The 14,073-nt window shown below is 70.3% G+C and carries 11 protein-coding genes; 4 read left to right on the forward strand and 7 right to left on the reverse strand.

The features are described 5' to 3' along the window. Nucleotides 1-9 precede the first annotated feature (9 nt). The gene (gene mdlC / locus ACFY2Z_RS34465) at nt 10-1,620 is read right to left on the reverse strand and encodes a benzoylformate decarboxylase (protein ID WP_390747951.1); all 1,611 of its coding nucleotides are present in this window, start codon (nt 1,618-1,620) and stop codon (nt 10-12) included. 326 nt (nt 1,621-1,946) lie between these two features. Between mdlC and ACFY2Z_RS34470 the strand changes: the two genes are divergently transcribed. After that, nucleotides 1,947-2,351 carry a tautomerase family protein gene (locus ACFY2Z_RS34470; protein ID WP_329509370.1) on the forward strand — a complete coding sequence of 135 codons (405 nt, stop codon included), beginning with the start codon at nt 1,947-1,949 and terminating at the stop codon, nt 2,349-2,351. 251 nt (nt 2,352-2,602) lie between these two features. Then, complete coding sequence (locus tag ACFY2Z_RS34475; RefSeq protein ID WP_390747952.1) at nt 2,603-3,391, forward strand: acetoacetate decarboxylase family protein; 789 nt, start codon at nt 2,603-2,605, stop codon at nt 3,389-3,391. Between the two features lie 204 nt (nt 3,392-3,595). Here the strand turns inward: ACFY2Z_RS34475 and ACFY2Z_RS34480 are convergent, their stop codons facing one another. Both ACFY2Z_RS34480 and ACFY2Z_RS34485 read right to left on the reverse strand, forming a co-directional pair. Beyond that, the gene (locus tag ACFY2Z_RS34480; protein WP_390747953.1) at nt 3,596-6,466 is read right to left on the reverse strand and encodes an AAA family ATPase; all 2,871 of its coding nucleotides are present in this window, start codon (nt 6,464-6,466) and stop codon (nt 3,596-3,598) included. A gap of 260 nt (nt 6,467-6,726) precedes the next feature. After that, on the reverse strand, nt 6,727-7,359 hold the full coding sequence (locus ACFY2Z_RS34485) for a TetR/AcrR family transcriptional regulator (RefSeq protein ID WP_329509373.1): 633 nt from the start codon (nt 7,357-7,359) through the stop codon (nt 6,727-6,729). Nucleotides 7,360-7,623: 264 nt separating this feature from the next. Here ACFY2Z_RS34485 and ACFY2Z_RS34490 point away from each other — a divergent pair, with 264 nt between their 5' ends. Next, on the forward strand, nt 7,624-8,283 hold the full coding sequence (locus ACFY2Z_RS34490; RefSeq protein ID WP_329509374.1) for a nuclear transport factor 2 family protein: 660 nt from the start codon (nt 7,624-7,626) through the stop codon (nt 8,281-8,283). A gap of 110 nt (nt 8,284-8,393) precedes the next feature. On the opposite strand, the gene ACFY2Z_RS34495 is transcribed toward ACFY2Z_RS34490, so the two are convergent. The 3 genes from ACFY2Z_RS34495 to ACFY2Z_RS34505 form a co-directional block, all read right to left on the reverse strand. Next, nucleotides 8,394-9,131, reverse strand: a complete 738-nt coding sequence (locus ACFY2Z_RS34495) for a hypothetical protein (RefSeq protein WP_390747954.1) — start codon at nt 9,129-9,131, stop codon at nt 8,394-8,396. A gap of 117 nt (nt 9,132-9,248) precedes the next feature. After that, a complete protein-coding gene (locus tag ACFY2Z_RS34500) occupies nt 9,249-9,503 on the reverse strand; it encodes a hypothetical protein (protein ID WP_390747955.1) in 255 nt (84 codons plus the stop codon). 14 nt (nt 9,504-9,517) lie between these two features. Then, complete coding sequence (locus tag ACFY2Z_RS34505; RefSeq protein WP_390747956.1) at nt 9,518-10,975, reverse strand: carboxylesterase/lipase family protein; 1,458 nt, start codon at nt 10,973-10,975, stop codon at nt 9,518-9,520. 116 nt (nt 10,976-11,091) lie between these two features. Here ACFY2Z_RS34505 and ACFY2Z_RS34510 point away from each other — a divergent pair, with 116 nt between their 5' ends. Next, entirely contained in the window at nt 11,092-12,069 is a 978-nt protein-coding gene (locus ACFY2Z_RS34510; RefSeq protein ID WP_390747957.1) for an AsnC family transcriptional regulator, read from the forward strand. 673 nt (nt 12,070-12,742) lie between these two features. Here the strand turns inward: ACFY2Z_RS34510 and ACFY2Z_RS34515 are convergent. Beyond that, on the reverse strand, nt 12,743-13,840 hold the full coding sequence (locus ACFY2Z_RS34515; RefSeq protein WP_390747958.1) for an IS110 family transposase: 1,098 nt from the start codon (nt 13,838-13,840) through the stop codon (nt 12,743-12,745). Nucleotides 13,841-14,073: the final 233 nt, after the last annotated feature.

Below are 14,073 nucleotides of genomic sequence, written 5' to 3' on the forward strand. Positions count from 1 at the left end.
CTGCTCCCGTTACAGCATCGCCTTCTGGGGCTGGGTGGCCACCACGATGACGGTGGTGGTGTCGGCGGTCAGGGCCGCCTTGAACTCGCGTTGCAGGTCCTCGGTGGTGTCGACGTCGACCGCGCGGCAGCCGAAGCCGCGGGCCACACCGGCGATGTCCAGTCCGGGCAGGTCGAGGCCGGGGACGCCCGGCGTCTCCTCCAGCACCGCGAAGGACTTGAGGATCGAGTACTCCTGGTTGCGCATGACGACGTAGACGATGGGCAGCCGGTGCTGCGCCGCCGTCCAGATGGCCTGCACGGAGTACTGGAAGGAACCGTCGCCGATCAGTCCGACGACCGGCCGGGGAACGCCCCGCTGCCGGTCGGCCAGGGCGATCCCGACGGCCGCCGGTGTGCCCCAGCCGATGCCGCCGCTGGCCGTGGCGAAGAAGGAGCCGCTCCGGGTGGTGGGCAGCCACTCGATCTGCTGGGCCATGGTGGAGGTCGACTCGTTGACGATGACGGCGTCGGCCGGCTTGACGCTGCTCAGGGCGGCGTAGACCTCAGGGGGCGTCAGCGGGCTGTTCGGCGCCTCCGGAAGCACCCGGGGGCGCGCCATCGGCTCGGGAGCGGTCCGCGCGGTTCCGTCCGCGACCGCGGCCAGGAGCTGCTCGATCGCTGTCTTGGGGTCGCCGAGCAGGCTGTCGCCCACCCGCGCCGCCGCGGCGACGTCGGGGTTGCCGGTGATCTGGAGGAGCTCCGTGCCGTCGGGCAGGTAGGGGCCCGGGACGTAGGGGTAGTAGCGGAACACCTCGGCGCCGATCACGACGACCAGGTCGTGCCCGGTCAGCCGGTCGCTGATCGTCTTCACCGACATGCCGAGCGGCCCGCGGAACAGGGGGTGGTCCTCGGGGAAGGACGCGCGGTCGAGCAGCGGGGAGCCGTAGACGGCCGCGCGCAGCTTCTCCGCGAGGGCGACCGCCGCGTCCCAGCCGCATGCCTTGTCCACCTCCGGACCGAACACCAGCGCGGGACGGCGGCTGGCGGAGATACGGTCGGCGAAGCTCCGTAGCCGGTCGGGGTCGGGCAGGACCCGGTCGCTGAAGGTCCGCGTGCGCGTGAAGCCGGACAGGGGGCGCTTCCAGTCGTCCATCGGCACGGACAGGTAGACGGGACCGGCGGGCGGCTGCAGGGCCATTGCGTACGCCCGCAGGAACGCCTCCGGGACGTCCTCGGCGCGCGCGGGCTCGTACGACCACTTCACCCAGGGCTTGGGGAGCGTGGTGGCCTCCCGGTTGCCCAGGTAGGGCTCGCCGATCAGCAGTTCCCGGTGCTGCTGGCCGGAGGTGACGATCAGCGGGGTGTTGCCGTGGTAGGCGGCCACCAGGTTGCCGACGGCGTTGCCCAACCCCGCCGAGGAGTGCACGTTGACCAGCGCGGGCCGACCGGTGACCTGGGCGAAGGTGTCAGCCATCGCGATCACGGAAGCCTCCTGCAAGGCCAGTACGTAGGTGAAGTCCTCAGGGAACTCCTGCAGGAAGGGCTGCTCGGTGGAGCCCGGATTTCCGAAGACGGTGGTCAGTCCGAGAGAGCGCAGCAGATCGTAGGTCCCGCTCCGGACAGTGGCTTGCTCAGTCATGGCTACCTACCAGCTTTCGTGCCGGGACCGGTGGGGGGAGGATTCATGACATAGTTCCCCGCGCCGCCCGCCAAGGCTTCCGTCCAATGACTGAAGAGCCTGCTTAAGCGTGTGCCCTCCGCAGGGAACGCGCCGCCCGCGCAGCTCCGGGCCTCCGCCGCAGTTGCGGCCTCAGTCGGATGACCGAAGGCGAAACCCCGTGACCCGACGGAGGGTGGGACGAGCCGTCGCGGATCTCCCGCGCGCGATCCGGCCGACGGCGTCGAACCCGGAGCCGTACACGAAAGACCCGTGGACGGTGATCCCCGGTCCGAAGAGGAGCCGACATGCCCGTCTACACCTGCACCGCCGCCCAGGGGACCCTGACCAGTGGTTCGAAGGCCGCGCTGGCGGCCGAGATCACCAGGATCCACGTGGCGATCAACCATGTGCCACCGGCCTACGTCAACGTGGTCTTCTCCGAGCCACCACCGGACAGCGTCTTCGCCGGCGGCGAACCGGGAGCCCCGTTGATCATCAACGGATGGGTCCGGCGGGGGCATCCGCAGCAGGAGGCCACGCGGCTGGCGCTGGAGCTGTCCTCCGCAGCCGCCCGGATCGCCGGGGTGGCGGAGGACCACGTAATGGTGGTGCTCCAGGACGGACCCGCCCGCTCCGCCGTCGAAGGCGGCCGGGTTCTGCCCGAACCCGGACAGGAGAAGGAGTGGCTGGCACGCCAGGGTGAGACCTGACCTAAGACGGCCGCGCGGGACCGGCCGCAGCCGCTGGGATCCCTGTCCAGCGCACGTCACCGGCGGCCGCAGACGGTCACGGATCAGCTCGGTCCCGCCCTCGTCGGGCCGCCTGCCGAGTGATTTCAGTACCTGGCCGGGCTGCTCCTCTTCCCGCGCGTACGCGAAGCAGTCATTTGACCCAAGCCGGTCGGCGTGTGGGTGCGGAGTATGGATCGGTCCGGCCCGACCCTCGTTCTGTGGAGGTATCCATGCTGAAGGGCTACACCTACCCGCTGTCCCCTCGCGGAGAGGCGAATCTCGCCCCCGCTCCGCCGTGGCACTACGCCGGTGACATCGTCGGCGTCGAGTTCTGGACGGACCCGGCGGCGGCCGCGGCGACCCTCCCGGAGGGGCTGACTCCGGACGCCGGGTCCGACGGGCGCGTGGTGGCGCTCTTCGTCGACTGGCAGTTCTCCGCGGAGAACGACGAGTACCTCGACCCGGTGCGCAGCCAGTACCGCGAGTTCATGCTGCTGGTGGACGCCCGGTTCCGGGACCAGCCGGTGTCCTGGTGCCCGTACATCTACGTCGACAACGACCTCGCCATGGCCCGCGGCTGGGTTCAGGGCTTCCCAAAAAAGCTGGGCTCGGTGGCCCAGACCCGCGTCTTCGCCGCGCCCGGCAAGGCATCGCCGTCCCTCGCGGCGGGCGGGAAGTTCGGCGCGTCCCTGTCGGCTGCCGGGCACGCCCTGGCTGAGGCGCAGGTCACCCTGGAGGAGCCGGCGAGCGATCCCGCGGCCCTGTTCCGGCCCACGGTCAACCTCAGGCACTTCCCGTCGCTGGCCGCCGGCCAGTACGACAAGCCCGCCGTGCACGAACTGGTCATGGCTGACTTCGGCGACCGGCAGCTCGCCGACGTCTGGGTCGGCTCCGGCGACATCAGCCTCTTCCCCGCCCGCGGCGAGGAACTCGCGGACCTGGCGCCCGTGCGCACCGGCACCGGTTTCCGCGCCTCGATGTCCTACACCGTGACGGAGGTGCACCGGCTGGGCGAGTAGCGGGACAGGTCGGGACCGTCCGCCCGGCCGCTGTGGTGGAGGTGATGGCCGCCCGGCAGCAACTCTCCGAACCAGCTGACGATCAAGCTCAGCCAGGCCAAGGGGGTTCGTCCTCTGGGCCGCCCGCACCGTGTCGTCCGGCTGCGGCGAGAACTCCCCGAACTGGCCCGCACGAACGCCGTACACCGCCTGTTCTCCCAGGCTTCACAGCGTGTGGTCGTCCTCCTCGGCCGCGGCCAGTGCTTCCAGCGCCCCACGAAGGGCGGCCCGGGACGTGATGCCCAGCTTGGGGTACAGGCGGTACAGATGGGAGCCGACCGTGCGGTGCGACAGGAACAGCCGCTCGCCGATCTGCTTGTTGCTCAGGCCGGTCGCCGCGAGTTCGGCGATCTGCCGTTCCTGGGCGGTCAGCGGCTCCGGCACCGCGTCGGGCCGGGCGACGGACACGCCGGTCGCGCGCAATTCGGCCGTGGCCCGCTGGGCCATCATCGCGGCGCCGATCCGGTCGAACGTCTCCAGAGCCGCGCTCAGCTGCACCCGCGCCCCGGCCATGTCGTGGGTGCGTCGTAGCCACTGGCCGTACGCGAACTGGATGCGTGCGTAGTCCCAGGGCCAGCGGGCGGCGTCCGGGAGGGCCAGGGCAGCCTCGAACAGCTTCGCGGCGTCCCCGTCGTCCGCTGCGACGGCGGCGGCCCCCGCGGTGATCAGCTCGATGCGGGGCCCGATACGGGGGATGCCGGCTTCCTGGGCGGCGCGGACATGTGCCTGCGCGTCCTCGATACGGCCCGTGCGGACCGCCGCCTCCACGTAGTCCAGGACCATCCACCGGCCCGGAACACCGGGGGTGGGGACTCCCGGCGGGCCGATCCGCGCCGCCTGGACGAGGGCCTCCTCGAAGTCGCCCTGCCCGAGGGCCGCGAGATTGCGCGCCGACCGTGCGTAGCCCTCCGTCACGTCCATGCCGCGCGGTGCGGCCCAGGTCGTGGTCTCCTCGCTGCGGGTACGGGCAAGAGCGGCGTCGCCGCGCAGTGCGGCACCCGAGGCCAGGACGGCCCGGACCTGGTGCTCCCAGAACTGGTAGCCGTAGACCACCGCCAGGTCCAGCCCCTCCTGCGCGAGCCGTTCCGCCTCGTCCCACTGTCCGTGGACGTAGGAGTCCTGGCAGAGCAGCATCAGCGCGGGGATCACCATGCCGATGGCGCCGCCGTCGCGCTCTCGTTCGATCATGCGGTGCAGCAGGTGGCGGTAGTCGGACAGAGCGTCCAGGGCGACGGCGGCGAACCCGAGCGGGACGATCTGCCAAGGGGCCGCGTCGGTGGGCAGTGCGGCGAACGCGTCGGCGAGTCCCTCCCGGATCGCGTCGGACTTGCGGGTGGGATCGACGTATGCGTCGTAGCACAGCCGGAACGTGCTGACCGCCTCCGTCGGGAACCGGGCCATCGCGGTGTCGAGCAGCTTCCACGGTTCGGGCCGCAGGGTGAAGAGGCTGACCAGCAGCAGGGTGTACAGGATCCCGAGGTGGTCCCAGTTGTCGGTCCGGGCGCCGCCGGTGACGTCGTCGAGGGCCCTGGCCAGCAGCCGGTAGGCGGCATCCACGTCGCCCTCGTCATGGGTGAGGAGGTGGGCGGTGGCGGCGAACACCAGACCGGTCGGAGTGTCCGGGGTCTGTCCCGCGTTGGCCAACAGCCGGCTCACCTGGTCCAGTTGGCCGGTCATGGTGGCGAGGAAGGCGGCCTCGACCAGGCGGCGGGACCGGTCGACCGGGTGCGGGCTGAGCTCACCGGCGCGCATCAGTGCCGTGACCGCGGCGGACGCGGCCACCCGCCGCCGGTCCGAGACCAGCGCCCCGACCGGTGCCGACCGGTCGCCGGGGGTGGTACCGCGCCGCCAGGCGGCCAGCGCCGCCTCGTCCAGCGCCCGCGCCACCGCCTCGTCCGGCCCGGTGGCGGCCTCGGCGAGATGCCAGGCGTGGCGCTCGGGATCGTCGTCCAGGGCGGCGGCGAGCGCCTCGTGCGCGGCTCGGCGCTCACAGGGTGGGGCCAGGTTCACGACGGCCGTGGCGATCAGTGGGTGGCAGAACGTGAGACCGCAGCCGGCCGCCGGCGCGCGGACCAGACCGGCTCGCTCGGCCGGTACGAGGTCGTCGATGTCGGCAGATCCCTCCGCGGCGGTACGCAGGACGGTGAGTCCGGCGCCGGAGTCCAGGGCGGCCAGCAGCAGGAGCCTGCGCGTCGGCGCGGGCAGCTCGGCGAACAGTCCGGCGCAGGTGGCCTCCAGCCGTCGTGAGAGCGGCAGCCGGTCGGGCAGCGGGTCCTGGCCTCCGCGCTGCCGGGCGGTCAGCGCGGCGGGCAGCTCCTGGAGCGCGAGCGGGTTGCCATCGGCTTCGGCCAGCAGGCGCCGTCGCACCGCGGGCGCCAGCCCCGGGGCGTGCGCGTCCAGGACGGCCCCGGACTCCTCCGTGCCGAGCGACTCGACCCGGCGCTCGGGCAGCCCGGACCGGCGGAACAGGTCTTCGGTGCCGGTCCTGGAGGCGGCGAGGAAGACGATCGGGGCGTCCGCGATACGCCGTACGACGAAGCCCAGGACAGCCGCGCTGGCCTCGTCGAACCACGCCACGTCGTCCGCGAGCAGCAAAAGTCCACGCTCAGCCGTGGTCAGCTCCAGAAGGGCGAGCACCGCCGTCGACACCACCTGCTCCGGAGCGGGGGTCCGGGACAGGCCGAAGAGCTCGTGGAGGGCATCGCGATGGTGCTCGGCGAGCCGGTCGACGTCATGGCGTACGGGGTAGAGCAGCTGGTGCAGCGCCGAGAACGCGATCCGGGCCTCCGCCTGCACGCCGCACGCGCGCAGGACCCGCATTCCGAGAACCGTGGCCCGGGCCGCCGCCGCGTCCAGGAGAGCCGTCTTGCCCACTCCGGGCTCGCCGTACATCAGAAGTCCCGAGCCGCCCTGGCCGGGAGCGGCGAGCAGGGAGTCGATCAGCTCCAGCTCGCCCGCACGTCCCAGCAGCTGCGCCCCCGCCACGGACGATCGGGGCGTTTCCGGGGCCTGACGGCGCCTCTCGGAGGTGCTCACTGTTTGAATATAGACCCACCAGATTGTTTGAGCGTGCAAACAGTTGCCCACACGGCGAGATGGGCTGAGGACCGGTGAGATGTGCCCCCGATGCCCAGGAGATCCGCCCGGGAAGACTCCGGGCCGACGGCTCGGGGCAGAGCGCGCGGTTCGGGCCGGTGAGGCCGCAGTGCCGAATCGCCGGCGAACCGGCGGGCAGGCCGGGGTTGCGAGCCAAGGGCAGTCGACTCTCACGTCCAAGCCGGCTGTATCAGCCCGGTTCAGCCGGCGTTCGGGGAGCCGCGGAGTGCTCCGGCCAACACGGGGACCAGCCACCGTTCGATCTGCTCCGGGGGCTCATCGGCCAGTTCGGTTCCTATGGGCGCCAACACAAGCCAGTTCAGCAGGCCGGCCGCGCACCTGATGCGGAAGTTCCACTCCCGCTCGTCGACGCCGGGAATCTTCGCCGAGAGGTGCCTGACAACATCCCGGCGGGACTGCTGGAACTTCGCCGTCAGCCGGCCCCAGCCCTCAGGGGGGTCGATCCCGACGCGAGCCACCGTCCGCATGACCGCCAGATCCCGTCCGCCGACCGCCAGCGCACGCATCATCGGCCCGGCGAACGCCGCGGCCACGTCCTCGACACCGGACGCGGTGCCGAGCGAGGCGACCTCGTCGATCTGCGCGTCGAGGTACCGCTCCAGCGCGTTCTCAATCGCCGAGTCGCACAGCGCCTTCAGTGACCCGAAGTGGTAGCTCACCGCGGACACGTTGGCTCCGGCTCGGTCGGTGATCTCGCGAAGGCTCACGCCCTCCTGGCCACGTTGCGCGAGCAACTCCTGCGCGGCGGCCAGCAGGCCGTCCCGTGTCCGCTGGCCGGCCTCACGGCGCTGGTCTGTCCGTTCTGTCACCATGAAGAGAACTCAAACAGCTGCTTGATTTTACTGTCAAGCGCTCATCGCCTCGGGGCGGCTCGTCGGCGACCGTGAAACGCCAGGTCGGCGCCCCCCTCTAGGCGCGCGACAGACATCACCCGGCAAGTAAATCAATCATTCGCTTGACATGTCTGCAGAGCCGTCCATAAAGTCAAGCGAGCGTTTGATTTAAGAGCGCCCGCAGCGGCGCGAACCCGTCTCGACGGATCCCGGATCCGGAGAACCGACACAGAGGACCACGACATGAAGTCGCTCGGATGGAAGACGATCATCGCCACGGCCGCGGTCACAAGCCTGGCCGGTCTCACCCTCGCCGCCGCACCGACACAGGCCGCAAGCCCCGTCCCCGGCAGCACGCACGTCCACACCGCCGGCCACACTCAGGCCCCCGCGGCCCTCAGCCCTCGCGAGCTGTCGGCGCTGCCCCTCACCGACCGCCACCTGACCCGGCACGAGATAGCCAATCTCGCGGTCGTGCTGAACGCGTACCACGTAGCGGAGGGCAACAGCCTGGACCCGGACGCGTTCGTCGACAGCTTCGCCAAGGACGGCGTCTTCAACGACATGGTCGCCGGCGCGGCCTACCGCGGCACAGCTCTCGGTGACGTCCCGCGCTACATGGTCGGCCTCTTCCCCGACGTCCACCGTGAACTCAAGCGCATCACCGTGAACGGCGACACGATCAGCATCGAACTGTCCATCCAAGGCACGTTCGAGGGCCCGCTGCAGTCACCGGCGGGCACCGTCAAGCCGAACGGCGCGAAGGTCGACGTGCCGACCGCCGACTTCTGGTACCTGCGCAACGGCAAGGTCGAGAAGTTCAACTGCTTCGTCGGCTACACGAAGATGTACGCCGACATGGGCGTGAACATCGACTGGGCCTCCGCGGTCAACAAGCACTGAGCCGTACGACATCTGGCACGCGACAACTGATCACCATCGACAGCGAACAGGCCCGGGTCTTTGACCTGGGCCTGTTCCATCGAGGAGTGACGATTGACATCCTCCCCTTCTTAAAAGAAGGGGATTCCAACCCGGGTGGGTTGGGGTTCACGGGCGCTCGAGCGGCCGGTGGCCGTTGTCACCCCTCCGGCACCGGCTGTTCGCCGGGGGCGGGGGATCCCGCCCTGTCTGCGTACGCACTCCTCTTGGACGGACTGCTGCTCGGGACTACTGCGGTACGGCCGTGACCGGCGCCTGGGCGGCCTGCAGGCGCGCCTGGACGCGGGCGGGGTAGACCTTGGTGAAGACGGCGGGGCCGACGAGGCCCATGACATGGGCGGCGATGCCCACCCAGGCAGGGGCATCCACCGCGCCCGCGACGGCAGGCTGACGCCGATGAACGTGAAGCCGGTGCCCCAAGCGCTGGTGATGTGGTTGTTGACGCGGACGAACTCCGGCATGTCCCACACCTCGCGCGGCATCTGGCGCTTGGCGATGCCCAGCGTGAACGGGCGGCGGATCGCCAGCGTCCCCCACGCCGTGGCGGCCAGCCAGGCGAAGGAGAGGACGTCGGTGTGGTGCGACAGGAACGAGTGCGGCCGAGCAACGGCGACGGCACCGACCCACGCGAAGTACGCGATGGTGCCGGCCTCCAGGATCAGCGCGTCCAGGCCGACCCCGCGACGGCGGTCCTGGAGCAGGAGCAGCAGCCCCGAGGCGAACCCGCTGACCGCACCCCAACGCCAGTCGACGAAGCCCGACACGAAGCCGGCGGCGATCCAGGGGATGAACCCGCGCAGATAACCCATTGAGCCTTCCCTGGTGAGCCGAGACGAACGTGGCCGACGCGGACTGGATGCAGTGCGGGCAGGAAAGTTCGAACCCCGACACGTGATGTGCATCACGTGTCGGGGTCCGGGTGGGATTCAGTGGGCGGCGGCCGTGTGCAGGGCCTTGGCGTACAGGGTCTTCCAGAGCCGGCCGACGCCCGGCATCACGCAGAAGACGAGGAGCGCGATGGAGGCCAGGGTGAAGGGGAGCGGGCGCACCCACTGGTTCCAGTTCGCGAACCGGTCGGCGATGGTCAGCGAGTACAGCCGGTCCGAGGAGTAGATGGTGACCAGGAGGGTGAGGAACTCGGCCCAGTGCGGCATCGTCGGCGTGCGGAAGATGTGCTTCATGACGGTCTCCTCTCTCAGCCGAAGTGGCGGACGCGGGCCGCGGTCGCGGGGGCGTAGGGCAACCAGTCGCTGGTCGTTCCGCTGGTGACGAACTCGGCGACGGCGGTCGCGAATTCGAGGCCAAGGGCGCGCTGGGTGTCGCCGACGCCGGCGAGGATCGGGCTTCCGGGGTAGGCGTCGAAGGTGTTGAAGAGGAAGGGCAGTTCGGCGCAGTGGGTGGCGCCCAGGGCGTACGGGTCCTCGGCGGGGGCGTAGTCGAACTGGTAGACGTAGGTGGTGTTGCCACCGGCCGCGTGATGGTCGGCGATCTGAAGCGAGCCGGTGCGGAAGAGGCCGTCGGTCTGCACCGAGGTGAAGATCTGCGCCGGTGTCGCCTGCGGGAGGCGGTCGGCGTGCTGCTGGTAGACGTCCTGGGCGGTCTGTCGGCCGACCTGGGCGGTGAGGACGTCCAGGGCGGTGTCGGTGGTGAGGTTCTGGATGCGGGGGTCGAAGGCGAAGAAGGCCGTCGCCTCGTCGCGGGTGGTGCCGATCAGCAGGGGCTTGCCCTCCAGGGCGCCGTCGGTGAGGGCCTGCTGCCCGGTGCGGGGCATGCCGGGGGCGCCGAGGACCGGGTACATCGGCGGAGCCGCGTTGCCCGGAGCCGCGAGCTGGGCGGACAGGCGGCCGTAGGCGTCCAGCAACTGCTCGGCCGGCAGGGCGCGCAGGGCCCTCGCGGTGTCCGTGCCGGCCGGGATACCCAGCAGGCGCAGGTAGGCGTCGGCGTTCTCGGCGGCCTGGTGCGGATCCTGCGGGTTCAGGCCGAAGGGACCGCTCTGCAGCAGCACCCGGGTGACGGATCCGTTCGTCGCGGGGTCGAGCGCGAGCGACAGGGCCGAGTACGCTCCGGCGGACTGCCCGCCGACGGTGACCGTACGCGGGTCGCCGCCGAAGGAGGCGATGTTGTCCTGCACCCAGCGCAGCACGGCGGCCTGGTCCTGGGGACCGACGTTGGCCGCGCCGATCTCGGGCAGGTAGAGGTAGCCCAGCGGTCCCACCCGGTAGTTGGCGGTGACGACGACGATGTCGCCCAGTGCGGCGAGGCGGCCGCCGTCGTACCAGTCCCAGCCGCCGGAACCGCTGGTGAAGCCGCCGCCGTGCCACCAGACCAGCACCGGGCGGGCGGCGCCGTCCTCCAGCGCCCGGCGCGGAGTGAAGACGTTGACGGTCAGGCTGCCGTCCTCGTTCCAGTCCGGTACGCGCTGCCCCTGCACCTTCTCCAGCCGGGAGGCCGCCTGCGGCACGGACGGGCCCGCCGTGGCCGCGTCCCGCACATCCGTCCAGCCCGGGTGCGGCTGCGGCGCGGCGAACCGCAGCTCTCCGACCGGCGACGCGGCGTACGGAATACCCCGGAAGGAAACCGCCTCGCCCTCCGCGACTCCCCTGACCTTGCCCCGGTCGGTGTCCACCACCGTGTGCTCGATACCTGCGGTCATCGTGCTCACCTGCTTTCTTTCGTTTCGGTTGCTCTGAGACGTTTCTAAGCCGAGGCGAGAATCCGAGCCAGAAACGACCGTCTGAATCGAGGAAGTGAGACGTAAGATCTTGAATCATGGAGAAAGCACGCCATCAGCTCAATGAAACGGACAGCCGGATCGCCGCCGCGATGCTGGCCGCACCACGCGCATCCTGGCGCACGGTCGGCCGCGCCCTGGGCATCTCGGAGCGCACCGTCGTACGCCGAGCGGCACCGCTGTTCCACGACGGGACACTGCGGGCCACCGCCGTACGCAACCCCGTGCACTTCCCCGAGCTGATCCCGCTGGCCCTGCGCATCCGGTGCAAGCCCAACCGGATCAGCGCCATCGCCGCCACCCTGGCCCGCCGTCCCGACACGATCTGGGTGGACGTCCTCGGCGGCGGCGACGAGATCTGCACCATCCTGTTCCTGGACGGCCCGGACGCCCGCAACAACCTGCTGCTGCGCGACCTGCCCGCCACCCCCGCGGTCCAGTCCTGGACCTCGCACGTCCTGCTCCGGGTCTTCCCGGCCGCCTTCGACTGGAGCGGCGGCCTGCTGACGCAGACCGAACTGACCAGCCTGCGGCCCGACATGCCCGCGGCACCCGCCCGCCCCGTCCTCCAGCCCCTCGACCACCAGCTGATCACCGCACTGACCGAGGACGGCCGAGCCCCCTACACCGACCTCGCCCGCCGCGCCGACACCACCGCCCTCACCGCCCGCCGCCGGGTAGAGGCACTGGTGGGCGGCCAGGTCCTCAGGCTCGCGACCGAGGTCGACCTGGCCCGGCTCGGCATCCGCACCGAAGCCCTCCTGTGGATCACCGTCGCACCCGGCGGCCTGGAGGAGACCGGACAACAGCTCAGCCGCCACCCCCAGGTCCGCTTCACCTCCGCCACCACCGGCCACGCCAACCTCCTCGTGGCCGTCGCGGCAACCGACCTCAACGCGCTGTACCACTTCCTCAGCGACACCATCGGCGCCCTCGAACACATCACCACCCTTGAAGTCACCCCCATCCTGACCGGGGTGAAGAGGACCGGCCTGGTCCGCCCCGGCAGCCTCTGAGATCACAAGTTCCGGTCAGGCAGGCCCTCATGACGTTCAGCAGTGGACAACGGACAAGAGCACGCACTGTCCATAACTTCGGCTCCGCCGCCCAGCCCGCTGGCAGCCGGGCGCCAAAAGACGGTTGTGCCGTCTGATTGGGGCGACGCCAGCGTGAACCGTCAGAGGGGACCTTCTACGAAGAGCGAGGCAACATAGCCCCGAATCGCCGGTTAGCCAAACCGGCAATGACGCGGAGTATGGACGGTCACCCCGATCACCTGCGCGTGCGACCTCCGTAGGCCCGGGTCGGGGTGGGAACCTGCCACCAAGACGAAAGACCCCGGAATGCACACAAAGATCGACGAGTCCCTGGACTCTCGCTACAGCCCTGCTCACATCCGCGCCACCTGGGACGGAACGAGCAGCGTGGAGGACGCCTGAAGAGCGCTGGGATTCTCAAGGGCAAACGGGTACAGCCTGATCCGGAGCGGGCAGTTTCCGTGCCGCGTGCTACACATCGGCCGTAAAACGCGTGTCGTCACGGCGTCCCTGCTCCGTGCGCTGGAGAGCGGAGATCCGGAGTACAGCCATGGCCGCATCGGACGCCAGCCAACGTCCTAGGCCAGTTGCAGCGGTGCCCCGCCGGGAGATCGGCGGGGCACCGTCATCACAGGCGCTGTCACAGACGCCCCTATAACGGGGGAACGCCGGGTACCGTTCTGACCAGGTTGAAGACCTCGCGGGCGGCATATCGCTTGAGACATCGGATGATCTCGCGTCGGGTCTTGCCCTCCCGGGTGCGGCGTGCGAAGTACGCCTGGGTGCGCGGGTCGTGGCGCAGTCGGGTGAACACGATGCGGTGCAGGGCCGTGTTCGCCCGGCGGTCGCCGCCGTGGTTGAGCCGGCGCGTGCTCCGCCGACCCGACGAATACTCGACGGGGCTGACTCCGCAAAGGGCAGCAAAGGATGCCTCGGTGTTCAGCCGCTCGGGGTTGTCTCCCATGGTGATCAGCAGGGTGACGGCGCTGTCCGGGCCGATACCCACCGGTACGAGCAGCTGCGGGGCATGGTATTCGACGAGCCGGGTCAGGCGTTGGTTCAGCTCATCGATCTGCCCAGTGAGCTGTTCGATGCGCTCAGCGAGCATTCTCAGGGTCATGTGGGTGGCCTGGGCCACCGCGTTCTCGCCGTCCTCGCCGGCGCCTGGGCCGAGGCGTGCGCAGGTGCGGAACAGCTCGCGGTTGCCCAGCCTGGACAGCCGTTCCCGCAGTGCGGGATCGGCGATGACCAGGACGGCTTTGAGCTGGTTGATCGCCTGGGTACGGGCCTTGACCGCGGAGTCCTTGGCGAGCTTGAACATCCGGGCGCTGTGCACCGGACCGTCGCCGGACTTGGCCCGGGCCCGGGCGCGGCCACTGAGCACGGCCCGCGCGGCGGCCTGAGCGTCAAGCGGATCCGACTTCCCCAGCAGCCGGCGGGCCGAGCGGTCGGGCCGGTTCACTTCGTACACCTCGACCTGCTGCGCCAGCAGGTAGCGGGACAGGCCCGCGCCGAAGGTGCCGGTGCCCTCCACACCGGCACGGCGCACCGTACCCCGCTTGCGGGCCCACACGAGCAGCCGCCGGTAGCCGGCCACCGTCGCCGGAAAGGACTCCGTTCCCAGGATCTTGCCCAGCGGGGACACCACGGCGGCGACGTGCACCTCACCGTGCGTGTCCACGCCCAGTACGACCTCTCTCCGCACGGGAGGATCGGTACTGGAGTATGTGCTGCGCTGGCTGGTCGTCATGGTGGTCCGCCTCCCGCGTGGTGACGTACTGGGTGATTGGCACCGGCCCGCTCGGGCGGTCTGAACCGTGATGGCGCCTGAAGATCGGCAAGGCCCCTATTGGGACACGCCCTGTGGCTCGGTGACAGCAGAAGCCATCCCGCAACGACGGTCGACACGCCTGTGACTGGACACTTCGGTCATAGATCTCATGAGTCAGACCCCGTCCGGGACGGCACTGCGCTACCGTCCCA

The sequence above is a fragment of the Streptomyces sp. NPDC001222 genome, assembly GCF_042896945.1.
Classification (GTDB): Bacteria; Actinomycetota; Actinomycetes; order Streptomycetales; family Streptomycetaceae; genus Streptomyces; species Streptomyces gibsoniae.